This is a genomic window from Microbacterium sp. ZW CA_36 (assembly GCF_044987475.1).
GTDB lineage: Bacteria > Actinomycetota > Actinomycetes > Actinomycetales > Microbacteriaceae > Microbacterium.
In genome coordinates, this window is the sequence record NZ_JBJDRL010000003.1 from 63,382 (window position 1) to 88,478 (window position 25,097).

General features: G+C 70.3%; 27 protein-coding genes and 2 tRNA genes. 19 read left to right on the forward strand and 10 right to left on the reverse strand.

Annotated features, from left to right (window positions below; genetic code table 11):
* Positions 1–15: 15 nt before the first annotated feature.
* The 3 genes from ACI3KX_RS02875 to ACI3KX_RS02885 all read right to left on the reverse strand — a co-directional run bounded on the left by ACI3KX_RS02875 (position 16) and on the right by ACI3KX_RS02885 (position 2,845).
* Positions 16–1,014, reverse strand: coding sequence for an Fpg/Nei family DNA glycosylase (locus ACI3KX_RS02875; protein ID WP_404907612.1), 999 nt, complete (start codon positions 1,012–1,014; stop codon positions 16–18).
* Between the two features lie 4 nt (positions 1,015–1,018).
* The gene (locus ACI3KX_RS02880; protein ID WP_404907613.1) at positions 1,019–1,561 is read right to left on the reverse strand and encodes a ribose-5-phosphate isomerase; all 543 of its coding nucleotides are present in this window, start codon (positions 1,559–1,561) and stop codon (positions 1,019–1,021) included.
* A gap of 84 nt (positions 1,562–1,645) precedes the next feature.
* Positions 1,646–2,845: a ferrochelatase gene (locus ACI3KX_RS02885; protein ID WP_363357267.1), complete on the reverse strand. Its 1,200-nt coding sequence runs from the start codon at positions 2,843–2,845 to the stop codon at positions 1,646–1,648.
* 54 nt (positions 2,846–2,899) lie between these two features.
* Between ACI3KX_RS02885 and ACI3KX_RS02890 the strand changes: the two genes are divergently transcribed.
* The 10 genes from ACI3KX_RS02890 (at position 2,900) to ACI3KX_RS02935 (ending at position 14,873) form a co-directional block, all read left to right on the forward strand.
* Complete coding sequence (locus ACI3KX_RS02890; protein ID WP_404907733.1) at positions 2,900–3,262, forward strand: ArsR/SmtB family transcription factor; 363 nt, start codon at positions 2,900–2,902, stop codon at positions 3,260–3,262.
* 53 nt (positions 3,263–3,315) lie between these two features.
* Complete coding sequence (locus tag ACI3KX_RS02895) at positions 3,316–4,956, forward strand: SulP family inorganic anion transporter (RefSeq protein ID WP_404907615.1); 1,641 nt, start codon at positions 3,316–3,318, stop codon at positions 4,954–4,956.
* A 75-nt stretch (positions 4,957–5,031) separates the two neighbouring features.
* Positions 5,032–7,578, forward strand: coding sequence for an aminopeptidase N (pepN, locus tag ACI3KX_RS02900; RefSeq protein WP_404907617.1), 2,547 nt, complete (start codon positions 5,032–5,034; stop codon positions 7,576–7,578).
* 157 nt (positions 7,579–7,735) lie between these two features.
* Positions 7,736–8,647, forward strand: coding sequence for an ABC transporter ATP-binding protein (locus ACI3KX_RS02905; RefSeq protein WP_404907618.1), 912 nt, complete (start codon positions 7,736–7,738; stop codon positions 8,645–8,647).
* Positions 8,644–9,447: an ABC transporter permease subunit gene (locus ACI3KX_RS02910; protein ID WP_363357262.1), complete on the forward strand. Its 804-nt coding sequence runs from the start codon at positions 8,644–8,646 to the stop codon at positions 9,445–9,447. Before ACI3KX_RS02905 ends, ACI3KX_RS02910 begins: the two co-directional genes overlap by 4 nt.
* A gap of 10 nt (positions 9,448–9,457) precedes the next feature.
* Complete coding sequence (locus ACI3KX_RS02915; protein ID WP_404907619.1) at positions 9,458–10,756, forward strand: histidine kinase; 1,299 nt, start codon at positions 9,458–9,460, stop codon at positions 10,754–10,756.
* Complete coding sequence (locus tag ACI3KX_RS02920) at positions 10,753–11,463, forward strand: response regulator (protein ID WP_404907621.1); 711 nt, start codon at positions 10,753–10,755, stop codon at positions 11,461–11,463. Before ACI3KX_RS02915 ends, ACI3KX_RS02920 begins: the two co-directional genes overlap by 4 nt.
* 46 nt (positions 11,464–11,509) lie before the next feature.
* Positions 11,510–12,619: a mechanosensitive ion channel domain-containing protein gene (locus tag ACI3KX_RS02925; RefSeq protein WP_349427373.1), complete on the forward strand. Its 1,110-nt coding sequence runs from the start codon at positions 11,510–11,512 to the stop codon at positions 12,617–12,619.
* Positions 12,616–13,167, forward strand: coding sequence for a globin (locus ACI3KX_RS02930; RefSeq protein ID WP_404907623.1), 552 nt, complete (start codon positions 12,616–12,618; stop codon positions 13,165–13,167). The genes ACI3KX_RS02925 and ACI3KX_RS02930 overlap by 4 nt, the downstream gene beginning before the upstream one ends.
* A 41-nt stretch (positions 13,168–13,208) precedes the next feature.
* Positions 13,209–14,873: an FAD-binding dehydrogenase gene (locus ACI3KX_RS02935; protein ID WP_404907625.1), complete on the forward strand. Its 1,665-nt coding sequence runs from the start codon at positions 13,209–13,211 to the stop codon at positions 14,871–14,873.
* A 48-nt stretch (positions 14,874–14,921) separates the two neighbouring features.
* Here the strand turns inward: ACI3KX_RS02935 and ACI3KX_RS02940 are convergent, their stop codons facing one another.
* Positions 14,922–15,599 (reverse strand): hypothetical protein, encoded by a 678-nt coding sequence (locus ACI3KX_RS02940; RefSeq protein WP_404907627.1) that lies wholly within the window; start codon positions 15,597–15,599, stop codon positions 14,922–14,924.
* A gap of 111 nt (positions 15,600–15,710) precedes the next feature.
* On the opposite strand from ACI3KX_RS02940, the gene ACI3KX_RS02945 reads away from it, so the two are divergent.
* Complete coding sequence (locus ACI3KX_RS02945) at positions 15,711–16,571, forward strand: acyl-CoA thioesterase (protein WP_404907736.1); 861 nt, start codon at positions 15,711–15,713, stop codon at positions 16,569–16,571.
* A gap of 19 nt (positions 16,572–16,590) precedes the next feature.
* Here ACI3KX_RS02945 and ACI3KX_RS02950 read toward each other — a convergent pair whose 3' ends face one another.
* From ACI3KX_RS02950 to ssb, 4 genes are all read right to left on the reverse strand, one after another.
* Complete coding sequence (locus tag ACI3KX_RS02950) at positions 16,591–17,112, reverse strand: acyl-CoA thioesterase (RefSeq protein ID WP_404907629.1); 522 nt, start codon at positions 17,110–17,112, stop codon at positions 16,591–16,593.
* Entirely contained in the window at positions 17,105–18,784 is a 1,680-nt protein-coding gene (ettA, locus tag ACI3KX_RS02955) for an energy-dependent translational throttle protein EttA (protein ID WP_363357255.1), read from the reverse strand. The genes ACI3KX_RS02950 and ettA overlap by 8 nt, the downstream gene beginning before the upstream one ends.
* 132 nt (positions 18,785–18,916) lie before the next feature.
* Positions 18,917–19,450, reverse strand: coding sequence for a DUF6993 domain-containing protein (locus ACI3KX_RS02960; protein ID WP_404907631.1), 534 nt, complete (start codon positions 19,448–19,450; stop codon positions 18,917–18,919).
* Positions 19,451–19,492: 42 nt separating this feature from the next.
* Entirely contained in the window at positions 19,493–20,035 is a 543-nt protein-coding gene (gene ssb, locus ACI3KX_RS02965; RefSeq protein WP_349427366.1) for a single-stranded DNA-binding protein, read from the reverse strand.
* Between the two features lie 232 nt (positions 20,036–20,267).
* Here ssb and ACI3KX_RS02970 point away from each other — a divergent pair, with 232 nt between their 5' ends.
* Positions 20,268–20,531, forward strand: coding sequence for a hypothetical protein (locus ACI3KX_RS02970; RefSeq protein WP_349427365.1), 264 nt, complete (start codon positions 20,268–20,270; stop codon positions 20,529–20,531).
* 23 nt (positions 20,532–20,554) lie between these two features.
* On the opposite strand, the gene ACI3KX_RS02975 is transcribed toward ACI3KX_RS02970, so the two are convergent.
* Positions 20,555–21,979, reverse strand: coding sequence for a PLP-dependent aminotransferase family protein (locus ACI3KX_RS02975; protein ID WP_404907632.1), 1,425 nt, complete (start codon positions 21,977–21,979; stop codon positions 20,555–20,557).
* A 61-nt stretch (positions 21,980–22,040) separates the two neighbouring features.
* Here ACI3KX_RS02975 and ACI3KX_RS02980 point away from each other — a divergent pair, with 61 nt between their 5' ends.
* Positions 22,041–22,646 carry a YitT family protein gene (locus ACI3KX_RS02980; protein ID WP_404907634.1) on the forward strand — a complete coding sequence of 202 codons (606 nt, stop codon included), beginning with the start codon at positions 22,041–22,043 and terminating at the stop codon, positions 22,644–22,646.
* Positions 22,647–22,687: 41 nt separating this feature from the next.
* Here ACI3KX_RS02980 and ACI3KX_RS02985 read toward each other — a convergent pair whose 3' ends face one another.
* Positions 22,688–22,900: a methyltransferase gene (locus tag ACI3KX_RS02985; protein WP_308867064.1), complete on the reverse strand. Its 213-nt coding sequence runs from the start codon at positions 22,898–22,900 to the stop codon at positions 22,688–22,690.
* Between the two features lie 105 nt (positions 22,901–23,005).
* On the opposite strand from ACI3KX_RS02985, the gene ACI3KX_RS02990 reads away from it, so the two are divergent.
* The 6 genes from ACI3KX_RS02990 to ACI3KX_RS03015 all read left to right on the forward strand — a co-directional run bounded on the left by ACI3KX_RS02990 (position 23,006) and on the right by ACI3KX_RS03015 (position 25,090).
* A tRNA-Arg gene (locus ACI3KX_RS02990) sits at positions 23,006–23,078 on the forward strand.
* A 76-nt stretch (positions 23,079–23,154) separates the two neighbouring features.
* Positions 23,155–23,781, forward strand: coding sequence for an oligoribonuclease (orn, locus tag ACI3KX_RS02995; RefSeq protein WP_308867063.1), 627 nt, complete (start codon positions 23,155–23,157; stop codon positions 23,779–23,781).
* A 37-nt stretch (positions 23,782–23,818) separates the two neighbouring features.
* Positions 23,819–23,891, forward strand: a tRNA-His gene (locus ACI3KX_RS03000).
* A 58-nt stretch (positions 23,892–23,949) separates the two neighbouring features.
* Positions 23,950–24,300 (forward strand): metallopeptidase family protein, encoded by a 351-nt coding sequence (locus ACI3KX_RS03005; RefSeq protein ID WP_349427361.1) that lies wholly within the window; start codon positions 23,950–23,952, stop codon positions 24,298–24,300.
* A complete protein-coding gene (gene clpS, locus ACI3KX_RS03010) occupies positions 24,300–24,599 on the forward strand; it encodes an ATP-dependent Clp protease adapter ClpS (RefSeq protein ID WP_349427360.1) in 300 nt (99 codons plus the stop codon). The genes ACI3KX_RS03005 and clpS overlap by 1 nt, the downstream gene beginning before the upstream one ends.
* On the forward strand, positions 24,596–25,090 hold the full coding sequence (locus tag ACI3KX_RS03015; RefSeq protein WP_404907636.1) for a DUF2017 family protein: 495 nt from the start codon (positions 24,596–24,598) through the stop codon (positions 25,088–25,090). The genes clpS and ACI3KX_RS03015 overlap by 4 nt, the downstream gene beginning before the upstream one ends.
* Positions 25,091–25,097 lie beyond the last annotated feature (7 nt).

The window sequence follows — 25,097 nt, forward strand, 5'->3', positions numbered from 1 at the left end:
GCGTCAGCCTCGGCGTCAGGCCTGACAGGACGGGCACCAGTAGAGCTTCCGGGTGGCGACCTCTTCGACGACGATCGCCGTGCCGCACACGCGGCAGGGCAGCCCGGCGCGGTGGTAGACCCAGTGCCGGTCGTCGCGGCTCGCCATCGCCTTGCGGTAGGCGTCCGGGTCGAGGTCGTCCATCGTCATCATCTGACCGGTCTCGACACCGATCGCGAGCAGCCGCACCCAGTCGCGCCAGATCTCGCGCACGACCTCCTCGGGCACGTCGCGACCCGGGGTGTGCGGGTTCTGGCGCGCACGGAACAGCAGCTCGGCTCGGTACACGTTGCCGATGCCGCTGACGACGCTCTGGTCCATGAGCAGCAGGCCGATGGACGTCGGCTTGCGGCGCACCACCGAGGTGAACCGCTCCTCCCCCTCCGTGACATCGTCGACGAGGGGGTCGGGGCCGAGCTTCGCGATGGTGGCTGCGACCTCGTCCGGGGTCTGCAGCTCGCAGGCCGTCGGTCCGCGCAGATCGGCGCACGTGACGTCCGTGAGAAGCCGCAGTCGCACCTGCCCCACCACGGGCGGCGGCCACTCGTCGCCCTCGTCGGCGAGACCCGTGGTCTGCTCCGACATCCGCACGTGCACGCGGGTCCGCCGGGGGGCGCCGATCGAAGTCAGCGAGTTCTCCCCGGCACTGTCGAGGATCACCTCGCCGAGCTCGGTCCCCCGCTGGTTGGTCTGCCCCATCCGGCCGTTCGCCGAGGCGATCGTGGGATCGACGACGATCTCCCCGGCGAAGTCCCATGCGCCGTACATGCCCAGATGCACCCGCAGCCACAGATCGTCGTCGAATTCGAGGAACATCTGCTTGCCGGCGGCCCGCACCTGCGTGGCGGTGCGGCCGCTGAGGATCGCGGCGCCTTCGACGAAGCGGCCCTGCGGACTGGAGGCCGCGACGGCGCGGCCGACGAAATTGCGGTCGAACTGGCGGGCGATGCGATGGACGGAGTGGCCCTCGGGCATCGGGTCAGCCGGCTTCGGGGTCGAACGAACTGTCGTCGGCGGCCAGGACGTCGGGCTGCTGAGGGACGCGCGGGTCGGGCTGCAGCGTGCCGTCCTCCTCGTAGGCCGCCAGCTGCGCGATGCGCCGCGCGTGACGTTCCTCGCCCGAGAACGGCGTCTCGATGAAGCGGTCGATGAAGGTCGTCGCCTCTTCGAAGGTGTGCTGGCGGGCGCCGATCGCGATGACGTTCGCGTCGTTGTGCTCACGCGCGAGCTCGGCGGTGGCGATGCTCCACGCAAGAGCCGCACGGACGCCGATCACCTTGTTCGCTGCGATCTGCTCGCCGTTGCCCGAGCCGCCGAAGACGACGCCGAGCGTCTCGATGCCGGCGGCCTGGTCCCGCACGACCGCCTGGGCGGCACGGATGCAGAACGCCGGGTAGTCATCGAGCGGGTCGTACTCGAGGGGGCCGTGGTCGACGACTTCGTGACCCGCCGCCGCGAGATGGTGCTGCAGCTGCGTCGAGAACTCGAGGCCGGCGTGGTCGGTCGCGATGTGGATGCGCATGGGCTCAATCCTAGGGAAGCCGGAGGGGACGGTGACGGATGCCGACAGCTCGGTGCCGGGCGGTGCTGCGGTGGTGTGCGGGGCTCACGGTGCGACGCCGGCGGCAGCCGGCTTGAAGCCCGCGCGGACGTTCTCGCAGCAGGCCGGGCGGCACACGTCGAACCACGGCCCGAGGTCCGTCGCGTGCGGGCGCTCCGCCGCGGGCGTGCCGCTCAACCGCTCCTGGACGAGGTCCACGAGCCCCGACACGAAGACCGGGTCGACACCGGGGGTCGGCGTGCGCACGGCACGGATGCCCGCCTCCGCCGCGGCATCCATCGCTTCGGTGTCGAGGTCCCAGAGGACCTCCATGTGGTCGCTCATGAAGCCGAGGGGGACGATCGCCACCGCCTGCACACCGGCAGCGGGAAGCTCGGCGATCGCGTCGTTGACGTCGGGCTCGAGCCAGGGCTGGCTCGGCGGGCCCGAGCGCGACTGGTACACGAGATCCCACGCGACGCGGTCGGCGCCAGGCACCTCTGCCGCGACCGCGGCCATGACCACGTCGGCGACGGCGAGGTGCTGGGCCGCGTAGGCGCCACCCTCCCCGAGATCACGGTGCTGCTCGTCTCCTTCGCGCGGGCCGGACCGCTCAGCATCCGCCGTCGGGATGCTGTGGGTGGAGAACAGCACGCGCACGGCCTCCGGAGCGATGCCGTCGGCGAGGAATCCGCTGACGGCATCGCGCACGCCGTCGACGAACGGCTGCACGAAGCCGGGGTGGTCGAAGAACTGGCGCACCTTGTCGATGGTGACCGTGTCCCCGAGACCGGTCTCGGTCAGCACGCGTGCGAAGTCCTCGCGGTACTGCCGGCAGCTCGAGAACGACGAGTAGGCGCTGGTGGCGAGGCCGAGCAGCCTCGTGTCGCCGGCGGCCGCGGCATCCGTCACCGCCTCATCCAGGTACGGCGCCCAGTTGCGGTTGCCCCAGTACACCGGAAGCTCGATGCCGCGGGCAGCGAGCTCCGCCTCCAGCGCGGCCTTCAGCGCACGGTTCTGCGCATTGATCGGGCTCACCCCGCCGAAGTGGCGGTAGTGGTGGGCGACCTCTTCCAGCCGCTCGTCGGGGATGCCCCGCCCGCGCGTGACGTTGCGGAGGAACGGGATGACGTCGTCCTGGCCCTCGGGACCCCCGAAGCCGGCGAGCAGGATGCCGTCGTACGCGACGGCCTGCTCCACGTACGGAGCCCCGGATGCGGCGGCGGGCGATGCGAACGGTACGACGTGCTGCTCGGGAGAGGTCACCCCTCCATCCTGACACTGCTCACTCTGGCGCCTCACCGATATGATGACTTCATCATTCCGCTAACACAGAGCCAGCGTCCGCTCTACGAGGTCAAGGCCGGGCTGTTCAAGGGACTCTCGCACCCGCTCCGGATCCGCATCCTCGAACTGCTCGCCGCCGCGGACGAGGTGAGCGTGGCGGAGCTGCAGACGGAGATCGGTCTCGAGGCATCCCACCTGTCGCAGCATCTCGCGGTGCTGCGACGGCACCGGCTGGTGGCGTCCGAGCGGCGCGCGAGTCACGTCTTCTATCGGCTGGCCGACCCACGCGTCGCCGAGCTGCTCGCTGTGGCGCGTGCGCTGCTGATCGGGATGCTCGCGGGAGACAGGGACCTGCTCGCCGACGCAGGCTCCCTTCCCGCCCTGCCCTCGCAATGAGTGTGACCGATGGCTCAGCGCGAGGACCCCGCGCGACCCGGCTGATGCGGTCGATGCGGGAGCTCCTGCCCTCGCTCGGCGACTACCGCCTGCTCCGACGCACCTGGCGAGGCGACCTTCTCGCCGGAGTCACTGTCGGCATCGTCGCTCTCCCGCTCGCCCTCGGCTTCGGCGTCAGCTCGGGACTCAGCGCCGAAGCCGGGCTGGTCACCGCGATCGTGGCCGGGCTGCTCGCAGCGGTGTTCGGAGGGTCGAACGTGCAGGTGTCGGGGCCGACGGGAGCGATGGTCGTGGTGCTTCTGCCGATCGTCGCCTCTCACGGCGCCGGCGCCGTCGCGGCGCTCAGCGTGATGGCGGGAGTCGTGGTGCTCGCTGCCGGAGCACTTCGACTGGGGCGCGCCGTGTCGTTCGTCCCCTGGCCCGTCATCGAGGGCTTCACGCTCGGTATCGCCGTCATCATCTTCCTGCAGCAGATCCCCCTCATCGTGTCGCCGATCACGCCGAGCGCCGGCGAACACAGCGCGAACGCCGTCGTGGCCGCCGTTCAGGCGATCGCGAACGCCGACTGGGCGTACGTGCCGTGGGCGGCCGGCGCCGCCGCGATCGTCGCCGCATGCATGCTGCTGGCGCCACGGATCCACGCAGCGCTGCCCGGATCGCTGATCGGCATCGTCGTCGTCACAGTGCTCGCCGCCGTGCTGGCCACGCCGCTCGCAACGATCGGCGCGCTGCCGTCCTCGCTGCCCCTGCCGGTCCTTCCCATGCTCGATCCGGCCACGCTCGGCGAGCTCGCCGTCCCCGCGCTCACCGTGGCGGCACTCGCCGCCCTCGAGTCGCTGCTCTCGGCGCGGGTCGCCGCATCATTGGCCGATACCGGGCCGTACGACCCCGATCGCGAGCTCGTCGGGCAGGGCATCGCGTCGATCGGCTCGGGGCTGCTCGGCGGGATGCCTGCGACAGGGGCCATCGCGCGCACCGCCGTCAACGTGCGCTCCGGCGGACGCACGCGGCTCGCATCGATCGTGCACGCGCTGGTGCTCGTCGGCGTCGTGCTGGTCGCAGCGGGGCCGGTGGGCGCCATCCCGCTCGCCGCCCTCGCCGGGGTGCTCATGGTCACGGCGCTGCGGATGGTCCACGCGCGGACGGTGCGCTCGGTCCTGCGGTCGACACGGTCCGACGCCGCCGCGTTCATCGTCACTGCAGTGATCACGGTGTCGTTCGACCTGATCGTCGCGGTCGTGATCGGCGTCGTCTTCGCCGGCGTCTTCGCTCTGCGCGGCGTCTCGCGCGCGACCGGGGTGCAGCGCGAAGCGCTCGCCGGCGCGCCGGAGCCGGGCGACGAGCGCATCGCGATCGTGCGGATCGACGGCCCGCTGTTCTTCACCGCGGCCGACCGGGTCTTCGACACGGTGATGCACATCATCGGGGTGTCGGTCGTCATCCTGCGGATGTCGCAGCTCGAGCTCGTCGACGCGTCCGGGGCGCGCATCCTCACCGAGATCGTCCAGTCGCTCGAGCGGCGCGGGGTGACGGTGCTCATCAAGGGCGTACAGCCCGGCCACGAGGAGCTGTTCCGGACCGTGGGAGTGCTCGACTCGCTCCGGCATCACAACCACCTGTTCGACACCCTCCCCGCCGCGGTCGAGCACGCGCGGAGCCACGTGCGTCGTGAGCCGCGGGGACTCACCGCGTAGGCTGGGACGGTTGTCGCCGGCGCCAGCAGCGTCGGCCGTGGCATCCGAAACCCCTCACCCCTGGGAGCAAGAGCAGTGCCTGGAGAGAATCTCACCCGCATCGAGGCGCAGGAGCGCCGCGCGATCGTCGACACGCAGTCCTACGAGATCGCGCTGGACCTGACGAAGGGCGCCGAGATCTTCGGATCGCGCACCGTCGTCCGCTTCACCGCCACCGCGGGTGCCGCGACGTTCATCGACCTGATCGCGCGCGACGTGCGCGAGATCACCCTCAACGGCCGATCCATCGACCCGGCGTCCGCCATCGCGGATTCGCGCATCGCGCTCGACGGCCTCGCCGCCGACAACGAGCTCGTCATCGACGCCGACTGCCTCTACACGAACACGGGCGAGGGCCTGCACCGCTTCGTCGACCCGGTCGACGGCGAGGTGTACCTCTACTCGCAGTTCGAGGTTCCCGACTCCCGCCGCGTCTTCGCGGTGTTCGAGCAGCCCGACCTCAAGGCGACGTTCGCCTTCACGGTCACCGCGCCCGAGCCGTGGAAGGTCGTCTCCAACTCCCCCACCCCCGAGCCCACGGCGCATGGTGATGGCACCGCGACGTGGCGCTTCGAGCCCACTCCCCGCATCTCGTCGTACATCACGGCGCTCATCGCCGGCCCCTACGAGGCGACGTTCTCCGAGCTCACCAGCTCGTCGGGCCGCGTCATCCCCCTCGGCGTGTACGGCCGCAAGAGCCTCTGGCAGTACCTCGACTCCGACTACATCTTCGACAAGACGCGTCAGGGCTTCTCCTACTTCGAGGAGAAGTTCGACTACGCCTACCCGTTCGCGAAGTACGACCAGCTGTTCGTCCCCGAGTTCAACGCGGGTGCGATGGAGAACGCCGGCGCGGTGACCTTCACCGAGACGTATGTCTTCCGCTCGAAGGTGACGGATGCCGTCAAGGAGCGTCGCGTCGTCACGATCCTGCACGAGCTTGCGCACATGTGGTTCGGCGACCTCGTCACCATGAAGTGGTGGAACGACCTCTGGCTCAACGAGTCGTTCGCCGAGTGGGCATCGACGATCGCCACCGCCGAGGCCACCGAGTGGACAGAGGCGTGGACGACCTTCAACGCCATGGAGAAGACCTGGGCGTACCGTCAGGACCAGCTGCCTTCCACGCACCCCGTCGTCGCCCAGATCAACGACCTCGAGGACGTGCAGGTCAACTTCGACGGCATCACGTACGCCAAGGGCGGCTCGGTGCTCAAGCAGCTGGCCGCTTGGGTCGGCATCGACGAGTTCTTCGCCGGTGTGGGCGCGTACTTCAAGAAGCACGAGTGGTCGAACACCGAGCTGTCGGACCTGCTCTGCGAGCTCGAGGTCACCAGCGGCCGTGAGCTCTCGACGTGGTCGAAGAAGTGGCTCGAGACCGCGGGCGTCAACACGCTGTCGCCCGAGATCGTGACGGATGTCGACGGCACCATCACGCGCTTCGCGATCGTGCAGACCGCGCCCGCCGACTACCCCACCATCCGACCGCACCGTCTCGGCGTCGGCTTCTACGATCTCGACGGTGACGCCCTCGTGCGTGTGCACCACATCGAGCTCGACGTCGACGGCGACCTGACCGAGGTGCCCGAGCTCAAGGGCCGCAAGCGCCCCGCGCTCGTGCTGCTGAACGACGAAGACCTGGCGTACGCCAAGATCCGCCTCGACGATCAGTCGCTGCAGACCGCGATCGACCACCTCGGCAAGATCAGCGACCCGCTCGCCCGGTCGCTGGTGTGGGGTGCCGCGTGGGACCAGACGCGCGACGCCGAGGCATCCGCGTCGGACTACGTCGACCTGGTGCTGCGCAACATCGGCGCCGAGACCGAATCGACGACGGTGCGCACGACGCTCGCCCAGCTGCAGCTCGCGGCGAACTCGTACGTGGCGCCCGAGAAGCGCGACGTCACCCGCACCCACGTCGCCGACGCACTCTGGAAGCTCGCCGAGGCGGCAGAGGCCGGCAGTGACAGCCAGCTGCAGTTCGTCACCGCATTCGCCTCCGCGGCCGCCACCCCGAGCCAGTGGGAGAAGGTGCGTCAGGTGCGCGACAGCGAGGTGGCCTTCGCCGACCTGGCGATCGACACCGACCTGTCGTGGCAGCTGCTCGTGTCGCTCGCCGCCGGCGGCGTCGTGACGGCGGACGACATCGACGCCGCGCTCGCAGCCGACAACACCGCCAAGGGCGGCGAGTTCGCCGCCCAGGCCAAGGCCGCGCTGCCCTCGGCCGAGGCGAAGGCCGCCGCGTGGTCGTCGCTCGTCGACAGCGACGACCAGCCGAACACGATCGTCCGGGCCGCCGCGCTCGGCTTCGTGCACCCGGCCGGCCGTGAGCTGCTCGACGCCTTCGTCGCGCGCTACTTCGACGCACTGCTGCCGATCTGGGGCTCGCGCACTTATCAGATCGCGCAGTACCTGATCGTCGGGCTCTACCCCGCGCCGCTCGCGAACGTCGCCCTGCGCGACGCCACGCGCGCCTGGCTCGAGGCGAATGCCGACGCCGCCCCGGCGCTGCGCCGCCTCGTCGCCGAGAACCTCGCGGGCGTCGAGCGCGCCCTCTCGGTGCAGGACCGCGACGCCCAGTAGCCGGCACTCGGATGCCCCGGCCCGTCGCCTGAGCCTGTTCACGGGCTCAGGTTCGGCCGGGGCATCCGTCGTTCCGGCACCGTGGTACCACTCGCCGTGGCGCACTCTCGTCCTCCAGGTGGACGCGCCCGAAGCCGCCCCCTCCTAGCGTGGGAGCATGATCGTTGCAGAGAATCTCACGAAGCGATTCGGAGACAAGACCGCCGTATCGGACGTGTCGTTCACGGTGCAGCCGGGCAAGGTGACCGGGTTCCTCGGTCCGAACGGTGCCGGCAAGTCCACCACCATGCGCATGATCGTGGGCCTGGACCGGCCCACGTCGGGCACCGTCACCGTCGGTGGAGAGCCGTATTCGCGGCTGCGCGCGCCGCTGACCGAGGTCGGGGTGCTGCTCGACGCGAAGGCGGTGCACACGGGCCGCTCGGCCCGCAACCACCTGCGCGCGATGGCCGCGACCCACGGCATCGGCAATGCGCGGGTCGACGAGGTCATCGAGCTCACCGGAATCGGATCCGTGGCCGGCAGGCGCGCCGGGAAGTTCTCGCTGGGCATGGGCCAGCGGCTCGGCATCGCCGCGGCCCTCCTCGGCGACCCCCGGACCCTGATCCTCGACGAGCCGGTGAACGGGCTCGATCCCGAGGGCGTCCGTTGGGTGCGCCAGTTCGTCCGCTATCTCGCGGCCGAAGGGCGCACGGTCCTGCTGTCCTCCCACCTCATGAGCGAGATGGCGCAGACCGCCGATCACGTCATCGTCCTCGGCCGCGGCCGGGTGCTCGCAGACGCCGAGCTCTCCGAGCTGGTGCGCGCCTGGACCACCAACACCGTGGCGGTGCGCTCCCCGCGCCTCACCGAACTCGTCGCGGCGCTGGCCGGCCCCGACATCGCGGTGACCGCGACCGAGCCCGGCGCCGCCGAGATCTCGGGAGTCACCGCCGCCGTCGTGGGCGACCTCGCCGCCTCTCTCGGCATCCCGGTGCACGAGCTCACCTCACGAACCGGATCGCTCGAGGACGCCTATCTCGCCCTCACCGGCGAAGCCGTCGAGTACGCCTCCAAGGAGATCTCATGACCACCCTCACTGCTCCTCCGACTCACGCGACGCGGGCCGCCACCGCCCATCGTCTGACATTCGGCCACCTCATCCGCAGCGAGTGGATCAAGCTCATCAGCCTGCGGTCGACCTGGTGGTCGCTCGGCATCGCGGCAGCCCTCTCGGTGGGGATCTCGATGATGATCGCGGCGGCGTCCGCGTCGTTCGGACCGGGATTCCCCGCCGTGAGCGCCATTCTCACCCCGACCCAGTTCACGATGCTCGTCGCGGGCATCCTCGGTGCCATCGCGATCACGGGCGAGTACTCGACCGGCATGATCCGCTCCACCCTGACGGCGGACCCTCGCCGCGGCACGGTGCTCGCCGCCAAGGCGGTCGTCGTCAGCGCGCTGATGGCCGCGACGACGGTCGTCATGTACGCGATCGCGATCCTCGCGACCTCACCGCTGCTCTCCGAGCAGATCGACTGGTCGGATGCCGCGCAGTCGTGGATCCCTCTCGCCTACGGCGTGCTGTCGATGGTGGCGTTCACGCTCATCGGGCTGGGGTGGGGCTTCCTGATCCGCAACGGCGCGGGAGCCATCGCGGCGACCGTCGGCCTCCTGTTTGTCCTGCCCATCGTCACGAGCATGTTCGCCATGGCTGGCGAGGCGTGGCAGTGGATCGTCGACCTCGGGGAGTACCTGCCCATGGCAGCCGCCAGCACGATCTCCACTCCCGGCGCCGAAGACATCCTGCCGTCGCTCCTCGCGCTGATCGGCTGGGTCGTCGTGCTGCTCATCGGCGGCTGGACGGTGCTGCGCACCCGCGACGCGTAGAGTCGGCCGGATGCCTCGTCGCACGCTCACGGCCGTCGTCGGCGCCCCACCGGGCGCCGACGACGGCCTGCTGCTGCCGCGCGAGCCCGGGTTGTTCCGCCGCTACTGGGCGCGGCACCGCTGCATCGCCGACGCACTCATCGCGTTCGTCGCCCTGGTGCTGTCGGCTCCGGCCGTGACGCTCCGCGCGGAATTCGGTGCGCCGCCGACGGACGCACAGGTCTGGCTCGCGGTCGGTCTGATCCTGCTCGCGTCCGCAGCGCTGATGCTCCGTCGTCACCGACCGCTCGCGGTGTTCGTCGTGACCATGGTGCCGGTGCTGGTCCTTCCGCCGAGTCTGGTCCCGGCATCCCATCTCCTCCCCGCCTTCGCCCTCTACGCCGTCGCGGTGTACCGCTCCGCGCGGGCCTGCTGGATCGCGCTGGGAGCAGCGACCGCGGCGATGACGGCGTCCACGGCCATCGCGGCGCTCGCTCTGCCGTCCGAGCTGACGTCCCTCGTCACCACGCTCGTGTCGGCAGTCGTCGTCCTGCTCATCGCCGCGCTCATCGGCGTCAACGTCGGCAACCGGCGGCGGTATCTCGAGGCTCTCATCGACCGCTCACGGCAGCTGCTCGTCGAGCGCGACCAGCAGGCGCGGTTGGGAGCCGCGGCCGAGCGCACGCGCATCGCGCGGGAGATGCACGACATCGTGTCGCACAACCTCACCGTCGTCGTCGCCCTGGCAGAGGGCGCGACCGCGACCACGGATCCGGCGCGCGCTCGCGTGGCGACCGAGCAGATCGCCGCGACCGCGCGCGGCGCGCTGACCGAGATGCGGGCGATGCTGGGTGTGCTGCGCGACCCCGACCCGTCGCCCGGCGCACCGCTGTCGCCGATCCTGCCCGCGACGGCGGGCGACGCGGTGGAGGCGGCGCAGCGTGCCGGCTTCCCGGTGCGCCTCCACACGGAAGGGCGGATCGACTCCGTCCCCGCGGAGGTGCGCTTCGCGGTGACGCGGATCGTGCAGGAGTCGCTGACCAACGCCATGCGCCACGCGCCGGCCGCGTCCCGCATCGACGTGCGCATCGTCGTGGGCGACGACGTCGACGTGGAGATCATCAACGACGGCGTTCACGCGCGCCCCGACTCGGCAGCGGATTCCCGCGGCGGGTACGGACTGCCCGGTCTGCGCGAGCGCGCCGCGCACGTCGGCGGGCAACTGACGGCCGGACCTGCGGAGGGCGGGCGCTGGATCGTGCGGGCGTCTCTCCCGGCGCCCGCGACGACCGGCACCGCCGGCCTCGAACCCGGGGAGGAGAACCCATGACCGACGCCGTCCGCATCCTGCTGGTCGACGACCAGGAGCTGATCCGCCTCGGCTTCCGCCTCGTCCTCGAGGCGGAGCCCGAGTTCGAGGTGGTGGGCGAGGCGGCCGACGGTGATGAGGCCGTGCGCGCCGTGGCCGAGCACTCCCCCGACGTCGTGCTCATGGACATCCGGATGCCGCGTACCGACGGCATCGCCGCGACGCGCGAGATCGTCGCGGCCCACCCCGCGACGCGTGTGCTCGTGCTCACGACGTTCGACCTCGACGAGTACGCGTTCGGCGCCCTCGACGCCGGCGCCGGCGGCTTCCTCCTGAAAGACGTGCAGCGCGCCGAGCTCACGGCGGCGATCCGTGCCGTGCACCGCGGCGATGCCGTGCTCGCGCCAGCGGTGACCCGCCGCCTGATCGAGCGGCTGCACGCCGCGCCGAGCGCCCGGCTCGCGCCGACGCCTCCGGTCGCCGACCCCACGTCCGAGCTGACCGAGCGGGAGCGCGAGGTGTTCCTGGCGATCGCTCAGGGGATGACGAACACGGAGATCGCGCGGCATCTCTTCGTCAGCGAGTCGACCGTGAAGACGCACGTCGGGCGGGTCCTGTCGAAGGTCGGCGCCCGCGACCGCGTGCACGCAGTGATCCTCGCGCACCGCCTCCGTCTCGTCGACCCCGCCGCGCCGCTGCGACCCGACGGCGGCGGACCGACAGGCTGAGTGCGACCTCAGGCCCGGCGGCGGGTCCGCCGTTAGGATCGTCACGATGATCAGCGCTCCCTTCGACAACGCCACGCCTTCCCCCGACCCCGTAGACATCACGGACGCGGCGTTCTGGCAGGAGATCGGCGCGTTCTTCACGACGGCGGGTCTGAATCTGGCCGCCGTCGCCGGGATCATCGTCGGCGCGATCCTCGTCACGTGGATCCTTCGCCTCGTCATCCACCGTGTCGTGAACCGGATCGTCAACGGTGCCAAGGACAAGGCGAACGTCGACGACACGCAGGCGCTGGAGCGGTCGCCGCTCGCGTCCGTCCGGCTCGTCCAGCGCACGCGCACGCTGGGCTCGATCCTCAGCAACATCGTCAACGTGACGATCGTGATCATCGCGCTGCTGCTGATCCTCAACGTCCTCGCACCGACGGCGCTCGGCTCGCTGACGCTGCTGACGGCCGCCATCGGCGCGGGTCTCGGTTTCGGTGCTCAGAACATCGTCAAGGACGTGCTCAACGGCATCTTCATCGTCGCTGAGGACCAGGTCGGCATCGGCGACGTGGTCGATCTCGGTCTCGCCACCGGCATCGTCGAGTACGTGAGCGTGCGCGTGACGCACGTGCGCGACGTCAACGGCACCCTCTGGTACGTCCGCAACGGCGAGATCACGCGCATCGGCAACCTGTCGCAGGGCTGGTCCCGCGTCATCCTCGATCTTTCCGTCGCCACCGACTCCGACATCGACGAGGTCGAGAAGGCGATGCTCGACACCGCCAAGGCCCTGGCGAAGGACCCGAAGTGGCGCACGCGGATCCTCGAGCAGCCCGAGGTCTGGGGACTCGAGTCCATCTCGGGCGACGCGCTCGTCATCCGCCTCGTGATGAAGACCCGCGCCAACGCGAAGGACGACGTCGCCCGCGAGCTGCGCATGCGCCTCAAGCACACCATCGACGAGATGGGCATCACCCTCCCGGCGCTCAACGCCGTCATGCCGACGGGTATCGAGGGCGCCCAGCGCGTGCGCGGCGCCAACCCGCCGAAGACCAAGCCCACTCCCGTGACACCCACCCCCGAGCGCGCCGTGTGGAAGCCGAAGCGCACGAGCAAGAAGCCTTCGTCACCGGGCGACGAGCCCGGCACGACTCCCGGAGGAACACCATGACCGACCCCATGCGTCCCCTGCCCTCCGCCGGCTCTCCGGGCGACGCGGGCGCGGCCCCTGGACCCGCCGCGGCACCGGCTGCACCCCTCAGCTTCTACGACGAGGTCGGCGGGCACGACACATTCGTGCGGCTCGTCGACGCGTTCTACCGAGGCGTCGCCGACGACGAGGTGCTGCGCCCGATGTACCCCGAAGAGGACCTCGGGCCCGCAAAGGAGCGCCTCACCCTCTTCCTCGTGCAGTACTGGGGCGGCCCGACGACCTACAGCCAGGAACGCGGGCACCCGCGCCTGCGGATGCGGCACGCCTCGTTCCATGTCGATCCTGACGCGCGCGACAGATGGCTCGCCCACATGCGCGTCGCCGTGGACGAGCTCGACCTGCCGCCCCTGCACGAGACGACGCTCTGGGACTACCTGCAGCGTGCCGCGTATGCGATGGTGAACACCTTCGAGCCCTCGGGCATCGGACCCGCCGCAGGCACCCGGAGCTCGGCATCCTTCCCGGTGTCGGCCGCGCCGCCCGCGGAGCCCGGCCCCGACCGCTGAGACACGGTCTCGTTCTCACCCCCGCCGACAAAGGAGTCGACATGCCCCCCGCCGCCCACCACACGGACATCCTCGTCATCGGATGGGGCCTCGCCGGTCTCGTCGCGACGGCGGAGGCCGTCGCCGCCGGCAAACGCGTCACGATCGTGGACCAGGAGCCCCGCTCCAATCTCGGCGGTCAGGCGTGGTGGTCGTTCGGCGGGCTGTTCTTCATCGACTCGCCGGAGCAGCGCCGGCTCGGCATCCATGACTCGCTCGAGCTCGCGCGTCAGGACTGGCTGGGCAACGCCGGCTTCGACCGCGACGAAGACCTCTGGCCCCGGCGGTGGGCCGAGGCCTACCTGCAGTTCGCCCATGAGGAGAAGCGCGCGTGGCTGCGCGAGAAGGGCGTCGGCTTCTTCCCCATCGTCGGCTGGGCCGAGCGCGGTGGATACTCCGCCACCGGACCCGGCAACTCGGTGCCCCGGTTCCACGTGACCTGGGGCACCGGACCCGGCGTCGTCGCGCCGTTCCAGGCGGCCGTCGAGGCAGGCGAGGCCGAGGGACGCGTGACGATTCTGCCGCGCCATCGCGTCACGTCGCTCACCGTGGAGAACGGCACGGTGACCGGTGCCGCGGGCGACGTGCTGGCGCCGTCCGGGGCTGCGCGCGGTGCGGTGAGCTCGCGCGAGGTCGTCGACGCGTTCTCGATCACCGCGGGCGCCACGATCGTCTCGTCCGGCGGCATCGGCGGCAACCACGAGCTGGTGCGCAGATGGTGGCCGGAGCGGCTGGGCACTCCCCCGGCCACCATGCTGACCGGTGTCCCCGCGTACGTCGACGGCTCGTTGCAGCCGGTCAGCGAGGCCGCGGGCGCCCGCCTCATCAACGGCGACCGCATGTGGCATTACGTCGAGGGCATCCAGAACTGGGACCCGGTGTGGCCGGATCACGGCATCCGCATCCTCCCCGGCCCGTCGTCGATCTGGCTCGACGCGACGGGCAACCGCCTGCCCGTCCCGCTCTTCCCGGGATTCGACACCCTCGGCACCCTCGCGCACCTGCGCGCCACAGGCTACGACCACTCATGGTTCGTGCTGTCGCAGCAGATCATCGAGAAGGAGTTCACGCTCTCCGGCAGCGAGCAGAACCCGGATCTCACCGGCAAGGACGTGCGGCTGCTCGCCACGTCCCGCCTCGGCAAGGGTGCGTCCGGCCCCGTGCAGGCGTTCATGGACCACGGCGCCGACTTCGTCGTGCGCAACACCCTCGACGATCTCATCGCGGGGATGCAGGCTCTCCCCGGTGGTGACGCCCTCGACGCCGATCGCGTACGGCTCGAGGTCGAGGCACGCGACCGAGAGATGGCCAACGACTTCACCAAGGACGCGCAGATCGCCATGCTGCGCTCGGCACGGGCCTTCCGCGGCGACCGGCTCATCCGCACGGCGAACCCCCATCGGATCCTCGACCCCAAGTCGGGGCCGCTCATCGCGGTCAAGCTGCACGTGCTCACGCGCAAATCCCTGGGCGGCATCGAGACCGACCTGTCCGCCCGGGCGCTCGGCGCCGGCGGCGAACCCGTCCCCGGGCTGTACGCCGCGGGCGAGGCGAGCGGGTTCGGCGGCGGCGGCGTGCACGGCTACCGCGCCCTGGAGGGCACGTTCCTCGGAGGATGCCTCTTCTCGGGACGCGTCGCCGGCCGGGCGGCCGCGGCGGCGGTCTGACGCCCCACGGGCTGATTCAGGCGCCCGGGGCTGACCGGGCGGTCGTCCTCAGCTCGCGGCCGGACCCGTCCGGCGCACGGGCGTGAGGCCGGTAGCCACGGGTCCGCGCACGAGCACGTGCCCCCGCGTCAGGCTCACGCGCGTCCACGGGCCTGTCGCGAACACCCGCGCGGTCTCGCCGCCGCTGATGAACCCGAGGCTCAGCGCCGCGAAGGCGACGCCGAGCGGCAGCCCGCCGAGTTCATCGTCGGGTGCCCCCCACACCGCTGCGCGCACCGTCCGCACGACGTCCTCCCCGGCATCCGTCGGGACTGCGTCGGCGACGCGGGCGATGCCGCCCTGGGCCTTCGCCGCAAGGGTCGAGGCGTCGATGCCCGGCCGGGCATCCCAACCGCTGCGTGGTGGCGTGATGCCGGCCCACGCCGGCGACAGGGCCGTCTCGGGAAGCGCCAGCGCCCGCGCATCGTCAGGAGATGCGGACAGCGCGGACGCATCGACCACGAGGTCGCACACCAACTCGGGATCTGCCGCGAGGGTGCGCAGAGCCAGCACCGTGGGCGTCGGGTCGCCGAACCCGCGAGGTGCCAGCGGCGCGGCCGTCATCGCGAGCACGCCGCCGGAGGCCTGCAGCCGCACCCCCTCGACCGTGAAGCGCGCAGCGCGGGCGGCGAACGTGAGGGCGTCGGCCGCGGAATCGGGGTCGGCGAGCAACAGGCGCGGAGACATCGTCTTCTAAGCTACCAACCGGACCTGCGGGCGGTGGCCGCCCCGGAGAGGAGCACCGTGGAAGCCGAGCCGAACGCCGAGGCTGCGCCCGAGACCGATCCGGTCGCGTCGATGCTGTCGGTGATCGACTTGAGCGCCTCGGATGCCCGCACCACCGAGGACATCTTCACCGGGCAGTCGCAGTCGATGCCCCTCGGCCGGGTGTACGGCGGCCAGGTGCTGGCGCAGTCGATCGTCGCGGCGTCGCGGACGATCCCCGATGAGCGGATCGTGCACTCCATGCACGGGTACTTCCTCCGCCCCGGCGACTCGACGAAGGGCATCACCTTCTCGGTCGACCGCATCCACGACGGGCGCTCCTTCTCGACGAGGCGCACCCAGGCGTACCAGGAGGGTGTGCCGATCTTCTCGATGATCGCCTCGTTCCAGGATGAGGATCCGGGCCTCGACCACCACGAGCCGATGCCCGACGGCCTGCCGGCACCCGACGATCTTCCGGATGTCGAATCGCACCTTCAGGGCCTGCACCCGATGTCGAAGCGTCTGTTCACCGACCGGCCGGTCGACCTCCGCCACATCCCCGCGCCCATCTACGTCGCGGCGGACCCCGAGCGCGCCCCGCGGCAGGCGGTCTGGATGCGCGTGCGACGACAGATCCCCGACAACCCCGCGACCCACCGGGCGGCGCTCGCCTACCTGAGCGACCTGACGATCCAGGAGTCGATCCTCCGCGCGCACGGCGTCTCGTGGGCGACACCCGGGCTCAAGGTCGCCAGCCTCGATCATGCGATGTGGTGGCACCGATTCGGCCGTGTGGACGAATGGATGCTGTACGTCCAGGAGTCGCCGAGCGCTCGCGGCGGCCGCGGCCTGGCGACCGGACGCATCTACGCCGCTGACGGCACGCTGCTCGCGAGCGTCGCGCAGGAGATCATGGTCCGCGTCCCCGACGAGGCCGGGGCCACCGGCTGATCGACAGCCGGGCGTGGTGTCAGTGCCGGTGGGCGTAGACGATCGGCTCGCCGATGTACGGCCGCCAGGCGGCCCGCTCCTCGGGACTGAGCCGGAGGGGGCGGCCGGAAGCGGCGTCCACCTTCACGATCACCGTCGTGGCCCGCGCGTAGAGGGTCTGGCCATCGACGCCCGTCTCGACGGGGCTTCGCACCTCGTAACAGACCTCGATGCTCGAGCCGCCGAGCTTGCCGAACCACATCTGCACGTCGAGCGGATGCCGCTGATACGGCACCGGCGCCAGGTATTCGATCTCCTGGCGGGCGATGAGCGTCAGCATGCCGCTGAAGATGCTGGAGTCGAGCACAGCGGTGTCGGGCGCGTCCTCCCCCGGCTCCGGGAGCCAGAACGCCCGCACGCGCGCCTCTTCGAGGAGCTTCAGCATGGAGGTGTTGTTGACGTGGTTGAACGCGTCGAGGTCGCCCCACCGCAGATGGATGGGGATGTGCAGGCGGCGGCCGCCTCCGTCGAGCGCAGCCGCCGCGTCGCGGGTGTCAGTCACGCGTGAGCTTGCGGTAGGCGGTGCGGTGCGGACGCGCGGCATCCGCACCCAGGCGCTCGATCTTGTTCTCCTCGTACGCCTCGAAGTTGCCCTCGAACCAGTACCACTTGTCGGGGTCCTCGTCGGTGCCCTCGTAGGCGAGGATGTGCGTCGCGATGCGGTCGAGGAACCACCTGTCGTGCGTGATGACCACGGCGCAGCCGGGGAACTCGAGCAGCGCGTTCTCGAGCGACTGCAGGGTCTCGACGTCGAGGTCGTTGGTCGGCTCGTCGAGGAGCAGGAGGTTTCCGCCCTCTTTGAGCGTCAGGGCGAGGTTCAGGCGGTTGCGCTCACCGCCCGACAGCACGCCGGCCTTCTTCTGCTGGTCGGGACCCTTGAAGCCGAACTTCGACACGTAGGCGCGGGACGGGATCTCGGTCTTGCCGACCGTGATGATGTCGAGCCCGTCCGACACGACCTCCCACAGCGTCTTGCTGGGGTCGATGTTCGAGCGAGACTGGTCGACGTAGCTGATCTTGACCGTCTCGCCGATCTTGAGGTCTCCGCCGTCGAGCGGCTCGAGGCCGACGATCGTCTTGAACAGGGTCGTCTTTCCCACGCCGTTCGGGCCGATGACGCCGACGATGCCGTTGGGCGGCAGGCTGAAGCTCAGCCCGTCGATGAGCGAGCGGCCGTCGAAGCCCTTCTGGAGCTTCTTCGCCTCGATGACGATGCTGCCCAGGCGCGGCCCGGGCGGGATCGAGATCTCCTCGAAGTCGAGCTTCCGCGTGCGGTCGGCCTCGGCCGCCATCTCCTCGTAGCGCGCCAGGCGCGCCTTGGACTTGGCCTGGCGCCCCTTCGCGTTCGAGCGCACCCAGTCCAATTCCTCGGCGAGACGCTTGGCGAGCTTCGCGTCCTTCTTGCCCTGGATCGCGAGACGCTCGCCCTTCTTCTCGAGGTACGTCGAGTAGTTGCCCTCGTAGCCGATCAGACGGCCGCGGTCGACCTCGGCGATCCACTCGGCGACGTTGTCCAGGAAGTACCGATCGTGGGTGATCGCGATGACGGCGCCGGGGTACTTCTGGAGGTGCTGCTCCAGCCACAGCACGCTCTCGGCGTCGAGGTGGTTGGTGGGCTCGTCGAGCAGCAGCAGGTCGGGCTTCTGGAGCAGCAGCTTGGTGAGCGCGACGCGGCGCTTCTCGCCGCCCGACAGGGGGCCGATCTCAGCGTCACCCGGGGGGGTGCGCAGAGCATCCATCGCCTGCTCGAGCTGGGAGTCGAGGTCCCACGCGTCGGCGGCGTCGATCTCCTCCTGCAGCACGCCCATCTCGGCCAGGAGCGCATCGAAGTCGGCATCGGGGTCGGCCATCAGGCCGGAGATCTCGTTGAAGCGGTCGACCTTCGCCTTGATCGCGATGCCGTCCTGGATGTTCTCCAGCACGGTCTTCGTCTCATCGAGCTCGGGCTCCTGCATGAGGATGCCCACGCTGAAGCCGGGGCTCAGCTTCGCCTCGCCGTTCGACGGCGTGTCGAGGCCGGCCATGATCTTGAGGATCGTGGACTTTCCGGCGCCGTTCGGACCGACCATGCCGATCTTCGCGCCGGGAAGGAACGCCATCGTGACGTCATCCAGGATCAGCTTGTCGCCGACGGCCTTACGGGCGCGGACCATGGAGTAGATGTACTCAGCCATGCGGGTTTCTGCTCTCCTCGGACTTCAGACGTCAGCGTCCCAGCCTACCGGCCTCTCGGCGGGCGGACTCCCGGTCCGAACCCGCGGACGCCGGATCGTCGCCGTCCGGTGCGTCCTCCCCGAGGGCGGGCGTCACCAGTCGATGGGTCGTGTCTGGCCGACGAGGCAGGTTCCTTCTGCGAGAACCGGCACCACCACCGTGACCGGGTCTCCGGTCGCCGGGCCCACCTGACCGACGAGGCATTCGTCGCCCCACCGCACCGCGAACTGAATGCTCTCGGCGGGGTTGCCCACCGTCGTCTCGTCGTCGGTCACCTGCATCGCCGCCTTGTCGAAGCCGGCGGCCGCAAGTGCGTCCACGTAGGCGCGTCCGGCCACTCGGCCCTCGGACGCCCAGACGGCGGCCGTCACCGACGAGAACAGCGGCAGGTTGTCGGCCGCCGCACCGTCCACCACGAACGTCGGCTCGGGCGGGCTCGTCGGCGTCGGACTCGGGCTGGGCTGAGCTGTCGTCGCGGTGACGGTCGGCGACGACGACGACGGGTCGGGAACGGCGTCCGGGGCGCATGCCGTCAGTGCCGCGGCGAGCAGCGTCGCCGCGATCGCCGCTGCGACGGGACGGTGCCGGGCTTCGAAGCGAGCGCGGGGCGGGAGGTCTCGGGCCACGGGGAGAGTTTAGGGCCGCCCGCCTCGCGCAGGCTGAACGCGTCAGAAGGGTGTCTCGTCGCCGTCGGCCGCCGAAGGGGAAGCGGATCCTGCCCCGACGAGCGCAGGATGCGCGTCCTGCCCCTCGGTGCCCGACGAAGCGGAGTCGACGCCGGGCGCCGCCCACGCGTCCTCCTCCGCCCCCTGCGCCGGGCCGCGTGCGGCATCGATCGTCGCGCCCCGCGAGTTCTTCACGAATGTGGTCGTCCCCCACCGGAGATCGTGGCCGATCGCATCGGCATCGATCTCCACCGCCGTCCCCTTGCGGGTGCCGTTGTCCCAGTCGCGCACGCGCAGGTGGCCGGTCAGGATGACTCGGTCGCCCTTGTGGAGCGAGTGGTGGGCGTGCTCCGCGAGCGTGCGGTACGCCGACACCGTATAGAAGTTCGTGCCCACGTCCGACCACACGCCGGTATCACGGTCGTAGCGCCTCAGGGTCCTCGCGACGCGGAACGTCGTGATCACCACACCCGCCGGCGTCCGCTTCAGCTCAGGTGGTGTGGCCACATTCCCGGTGATCGTGATCGTGTCGCCTCTGTCGCTCATCTCGTATCCCGTCTCTCAGGCCGGGGAATCTCCCCGCTTGGGTACCGCCGGCGCCCCGTGCCCGAAGACGCCGGCGGTGGTTCCAGCCTGGTCGGGCGCGTCGGCGCGCAGCACGAGCGAGCGACGATCTGGGGAGAGCCCGCGCCGGCGGGCGTCTGGGGAGGAATCGCCGGAATCCGGTGGCGCCAGGAATGTCGGAACCCGTAGATATGTTCGAGTCGAAGGAGGAATCATGTCGACCGTCATCGAAGCTGGATCATCCCTCGCACCTCGTCTCTCTTCGAACCCGCGCGTGCATCTCGTCGCTGCCGCACCCGCACTCTGGCGCGTGCTGGATCACGCGGGCGTGGTCATCGGCCACCTGCAGGAGGTTCCGCATCCGGGCGGCAGCCGGTTCCGAGCACGCCGCTTTCACGCGCCCTCCCACGCGTTTCGAGACCTCGGGGACTTCTGGAGCGCCGACGACGCGGTGGAGTGCCTGCGATTCGCGCGATGAGCAGTCCGTACGGCGGGGGCTGCTCAGACGACCGCGTCGGCTCCCTCCGCGATCGACGACGGGGCGCCGGCCCGCACTGAACCCCATGCCTCGGCGAGCACGTGCGAGGCGCGCACCATCTCGTCCGGCGGGGCGGTGAAGGGCACCCGCAGGTGACGTTCATGGCCACCCTCGACCGAGAATCGCGGCCCGGCGCTGAGGAGCAGGCCGCGGGAGCGTGCCTGCATGACCAGTGCCGAGCTGAGCGGCGCACCGAGTTCGATCCACAGCGACACTCCCCCGTGGACGGCGGGGATGTCCCACGACGGCACGGCCGCGTGCAGCGCGGCCACGAGCGCGTCGCGCCCGGATCGCAGCAGCTGCGAGCGCTGCGTCACGATCTCGTCGAAGCGGCTCAGGAGGCGGGTCGCGATCGCCTGCTCGAACTCCGGCGTCCCCAGATCGTGCGCCGGCCGCGCCGCCACGAGCCTGCGGATGAGCTCGCCGTCGGCGCGCACCCAGCCGAGCCGCAGCCCGCCCCACACCGTCTTGCCGAGCGATCCCAGGCGCACGACCGTCCCGGGCTCCGAAGGCTCGAATCCCGGCATCAGAGGCCCGCGATCGATGTCGAGATCGGCCGTCGTCTCGTCGAGCACCAGCACGGAGCCCGAGCGCTCGCCCGCGACGAGCATCGCCTGCCGTTCCTGGGTGGTCATGCTGCGCCCGGTCGGATTCTGGAAGTCGGGCATGAGGTAGGCCATGACGGGGAGCGTGCGCGCGAACGCCTGCTCTGCGCGGTCGACGTCCCATCCGTCACCCGTCGTCACCGGGATCCCGACGAGCCGCGCGCCTCCGCGTCGGATCGCGTCCGCCGCGTGCGGATAGGTCGGCGTCTCCACGAGCACCCGATCGCCCCGCCCGATGAGCACCGACGAGACGAGATGGATCGCGCTCTGCGCACCCGTCGTCACCAGCACTTCATCCGGGTGCGTCGGTACGCCGCGGTCCGTGTAGCGGCGTGCGATGGCCTCGCGGAGCTCGATACGTCCGAGCACGTCGTATCCGACGCGCGACACCAGGGACGAGGCGCTCGCCGCTGTCTCCGCCATGATGCCCGCCAGCCCGGGCCACGCGGGTGGGCTGGCCTGCTGCAGATCGATCATGCCGTCCACCGCGTCGACGCGGCCCGGATCGCGGCGTCCGAGGGGCAGGGTGACGCTGCCCGATCCCCGCAGGCTGGCTATGTGGGCGGTGTCGCGGAGACTGCGATACGCGGCCGCGACGGTGCTGCGACTGACATGGAGCGCACTCGCCAACTCCCGTTCGGCAGGAAGCGCCGTGCGCGGCGCGAGCCGGTTGTCGAGGCACAGCAGGCGGATGCCGTCTGCCAACGCCTCGTACGCGGGCTCTCTCGTGCGCCATCCGCCGAGAGATGCCGCCAGGGCGCGCGCTGAGACCCGAGAATCCATGGGGCCAGCGTAGTCACATTGGACTGCATGACACATGCCAATCATGAGATTGGATGGAGCCATGCCCCGCCGCGTCCTCCAGCTGCTCGTCGGCCTGTTCCTCTACGGAGCAGGCTGCGCCCTCACCGTGCAGGCGGGACTGGGCGTCGACCCGTGGACCGTGTTCGCGCAGGGGCTGTCGGTGCGAACGGGGGTCGGCATCGGCTGGATCACCAACATCGTGGGCTTCTTCGTGCTGCTGCTGTGGATCCCGCTGCGCCAGAAGCCCGGTATCGGAACCGTCGCGAACATCCTGCTCGTGGGCACCAGCATGCAGCTCGTGATCGGCGTCGTCCCGCCCGTGACCGGATTCGCCGCGCAACTCGCGACGCTGCTGGGCGGCATCCTGCTCGTCGCGATCGCCTCAGGTCTCTACATCGGTGCCCGTTTCGGTCCGGGCCCGCGCGATGGGCTCATGACCGGCATGAACGCGCGACTGGGCTGGCCGATCTGGCTCTGCCGCGCGCTCGTGGAGCTGTCCGTTCTGCTCATCGGCTGGCTGCTCGGCGGCACAGTCGGCATCGGGACGGTGCTCTTCGCCGTGCTGATCGGCCCGCTCGTGCACCTCGCACTGCCCCTGCTCGACACCGGCCGGCGCCCCGCGGCGGTGGCGGAGCAAGCCGCCTGACCCTCGCGAGCCGGAGCGGGACGGTGCTCCGAGAACCGTGCTCAGTGCTCGCGGAACAGCGGCCAGTCGCTTCCCGGGGCCATCCGCGAATGCAGCGCGCTCTTCGCGATCTCCATGGTCGGATATGTGCCCGCCGAGTGATCGGCCCCGGCCATCGTCACCGTGTAGCCGTCGTCGTCCTTGCGGATGCTGCCGGCCACACCTGATGCGCCGTAGGCGACCCAGAGCGGGTGGTGCGTCTCTGTGGTGCTCATTGTGAACTCCTTTCGATGCCTCCGATGCCGACGCTACGCCGAGGCGGCTCGATCCACCAGCGTCCGCGACGGCGTGGTGCGACCCGGTAGTGTGGAAATACCTTTCCCTCCGTAGCTCAGGGGACAGAGCGAGCGGTTTCTACCCGCAAGGTCGGGGGTTCGAATCCTCCCGGAGGGGCAACGGGTCCGGCGTGGGAGCCGGAACTCGGGTCCGGGCCCGTGGGATGTCTGGACATGCGATAAGGATGGAGCACATGGTGGGTGCATCCGAGAACGACCGTCTGGTGTGGATCGACTGCGAGATGACCGGGCTCGATCTCGGCGTCGACGAACTGGTGGAGATCGCCGTCGTCGTCACCGATTTCGAGCTGCGACCGCTCGATGCGGGCTTCGACGTCGTGATCAAGCCGGACGATTCGGCGATGGCGAACATGAACGAATTCGTGACGAACATGCATCGTTCGTCGGGGCTGCTGGACGAGATCCCGCACGGCGTGAGCCTGGCGGATGCCGAGTTCCAGGTTCTGGAGTACATCCAGCGCTTCGTCCCGCTCGAGGGAAGGGCGCCGCTGGCGGGGAACACCATCGGCACCGACCGCATGTTCCTCGCCAAGTACATGCCGCGCGTCGACCGCTGGCTGCACTACCGGAACGTCGACGTGTCGAGCATCAAGGAGCTCGCGCGGCGGTGGTACCCCCGCGCGTACATCCACGCTCCGGCGAAGGACGGCGGCCACAGGGCGCTCGCCGACATCCTCGAATCCATCCGAGAACTCGCGTATTACCGCCAGGCGGTCTTCGTTCCCGAGCCCGGTCCGACGAGCGACGGCGCGCGCGCCGCAGCCGCTGCCGTCGTGTCGTCGTTTGCCCCAGAGGTGTGAGAGAATCGTCTGGTTGCCCGCTCAGGCGGGAGACATGGTGGGTATAGCTCAGTTGGTAGAGCGCTGGCTTGTGGTGCCGGATGTCGCGGGTTCGAGTCCCGTTACTCACCCCGATTCCGGTCGAATGGGGCGCGTATCCGCGCCCCATTCGCGTCGAGGCGGGGCATCATGATGGAGATGGATGCCGCGACCTTCGAGCTACTCGTGACCGATGAGCTGGATGCACTCCCCGACGACATGGTGGAGGGCCTCGACAACGTCGTCTTCGTCGTCGAGGACCGCCCCGAGGACGGCAGCCTCGATCTGCTCGGGCTCTACGACGGCTGGGCGCTGACCGAGCGAGAGCGGTACGGAGTCGGCGAGCTGCCGGACCGCATCATCGTCTACCGCGAGCCGCATCTGGCAGTCTGCGACGACGAGGACGAGCTGCGTGATGAGGTGCACACGACTCTCGTGCACGAGATAGCCCACTTCTACGGGATCGACGACGACCGTCTGCACGAGCTGGGGTGGGCGTGATGACACCCGTCGCCCTCCCCTCCACCGATCACGACGTCGATCTCGCAGCCCACGTCGACCCGGCGCGCCCCTGGCAGACCGTCGTCTGGGACGACCCGGTCAACCTGATGAGCTATGTCACACACGTCTTCCGCGAGTACTTCGGGCTCGCGCGCGCCGAGGCGGAGCGCCTCATGCTCGCCGTGCACAACGAGGGCCACGCGGTCGTCGCGCAGGGGCCGCGGGAGCAGATGGAGCTGCACGCTCAGGCGATGCACGACTACGGCCTGTGGGCGACCGTTCGGCAGGAGCCCGCATGAGCGATCGTGTCGTGGTGATCGAGATCACCCGTCTGGAGGCCGCGCATCTCGCCGGCCTGGTGGGTCAGTTCGCCGAGCTGCTGCGTGATTCCGCTCCCGAGGACGGCGATCCCGCTCTCGAGCGGCTCGTGCCCTCCGCCTACTCCGACGATGACGACGCCGCCAGGGAATTCCGCGCACTCACGCAGTCCGATCTGCTCGACCGGCGCGCCGCCGACGCATCCGACGTCCTCGCGTCGCTCCAGGAGGCGGCGACGATCCCCGAGGATCCCGAAGACCCGGCGCTGCTCGAACAGGTCGAGATCCGGCTCGAAGCTGCCACGGCACGCGCGTGGCTGCGCACTCTCGCGGCGGTCCGGCTGGTCCTCGCCACGCGTCTCGGAGTGGTGGACGAGGACGATCACGACGCCACCGATCCGCGCTTCGGCATCTACGACTGGATCGGCTACCGGCTGGACGGCCTCGTCAACGCCCTCGACACCGACGGCTGACTGACCG

Excerpts from the sequence above, each read along its gene's own strand:
- ACI3KX_RS02935 (WP_404907625.1), top strand. The coding sequence starts at position 13,209 with ATGCCCCCCGCCGCCCACCACACGGACATCCTCGTCATCGGATGGGGC.
- ACI3KX_RS02910 (WP_363357262.1), top strand. The coding sequence starts at position 8,644 with ATGACCACCCTCACTGCTCCTCCGACTCACGCGACGCGGGCCGCCACC.
- ACI3KX_RS02880 (WP_404907613.1), bottom strand. The coding sequence starts at position 1,561 with ATGCGCATCCACATCGCGACCGACCACGCCGGCCTCGAGTTCTCGACG.
- ACI3KX_RS02945 (WP_404907736.1), top strand. The coding sequence starts at position 15,711 with ATGCTGTCGGTGATCGACTTGAGCGCCTCGGATGCCCGCACCACCGAG.
- ACI3KX_RS02975 (WP_404907632.1), bottom strand. The coding sequence starts at position 21,979 with ATGGATTCTCGGGTCTCAGCGCGCGCCCTGGCGGCATCTCTCGGCGGA.
- ACI3KX_RS02875 (WP_404907612.1), bottom strand. The coding sequence starts at position 1,014 with ATGCCCGAGGGCCACTCCGTCCATCGCATCGCCCGCCAGTTCGACCGC.
- orn (WP_308867063.1), top strand. The coding sequence starts at position 23,155 with ATGGTGGGTGCATCCGAGAACGACCGTCTGGTGTGGATCGACTGCGAG.
- clpS (WP_349427360.1), top strand. The coding sequence starts at position 24,300 with ATGACACCCGTCGCCCTCCCCTCCACCGATCACGACGTCGATCTCGCA.
- ACI3KX_RS02895 (WP_404907615.1), top strand. The coding sequence starts at position 3,316 with ATGCGGGAGCTCCTGCCCTCGCTCGGCGACTACCGCCTGCTCCGACGC.
- ACI3KX_RS02980 (WP_404907634.1), top strand. The coding sequence starts at position 22,041 with ATGCCCCGCCGCGTCCTCCAGCTGCTCGTCGGCCTGTTCCTCTACGGA.
- ssb (WP_349427366.1), bottom strand. The coding sequence starts at position 20,035 with ATGAGCGACAGAGGCGACACGATCACGATCACCGGGAATGTGGCCACA.
- ACI3KX_RS03005 (WP_349427361.1), top strand. The coding sequence starts at position 23,950 with ATGATGGAGATGGATGCCGCGACCTTCGAGCTACTCGTGACCGATGAG.
- ACI3KX_RS02940 (WP_404907627.1), bottom strand. The coding sequence starts at position 15,599 with ATGTCTCCGCGCCTGTTGCTCGCCGACCCCGATTCCGCGGCCGACGCC.
- ACI3KX_RS02905 (WP_404907618.1), top strand. The coding sequence starts at position 7,736 with ATGATCGTTGCAGAGAATCTCACGAAGCGATTCGGAGACAAGACCGCC.
- ACI3KX_RS02985 (WP_308867064.1), bottom strand. The coding sequence starts at position 22,900 with ATGAGCACCACAGAGACGCACCACCCGCTCTGGGTCGCCTACGGCGCA.
- ACI3KX_RS02915 (WP_404907619.1), top strand. The coding sequence starts at position 9,458 with ATGCCTCGTCGCACGCTCACGGCCGTCGTCGGCGCCCCACCGGGCGCC.
- ettA (WP_363357255.1), bottom strand. The coding sequence starts at position 18,784 with ATGGCTGAGTACATCTACTCCATGGTCCGCGCCCGTAAGGCCGTCGGC.
- ACI3KX_RS02920 (WP_404907621.1), top strand. The coding sequence starts at position 10,753 with ATGACCGACGCCGTCCGCATCCTGCTGGTCGACGACCAGGAGCTGATC.
- ACI3KX_RS03015 (WP_404907636.1), top strand. The coding sequence starts at position 24,596 with ATGAGCGATCGTGTCGTGGTGATCGAGATCACCCGTCTGGAGGCCGCG.
- ACI3KX_RS02970 (WP_349427365.1), top strand. The coding sequence starts at position 20,268 with ATGTCGACCGTCATCGAAGCTGGATCATCCCTCGCACCTCGTCTCTCT.
- ACI3KX_RS02930 (WP_404907623.1), top strand. The coding sequence starts at position 12,616 with ATGACCGACCCCATGCGTCCCCTGCCCTCCGCCGGCTCTCCGGGCGAC.
- ACI3KX_RS02925 (WP_349427373.1), top strand. The coding sequence starts at position 11,510 with ATGATCAGCGCTCCCTTCGACAACGCCACGCCTTCCCCCGACCCCGTA.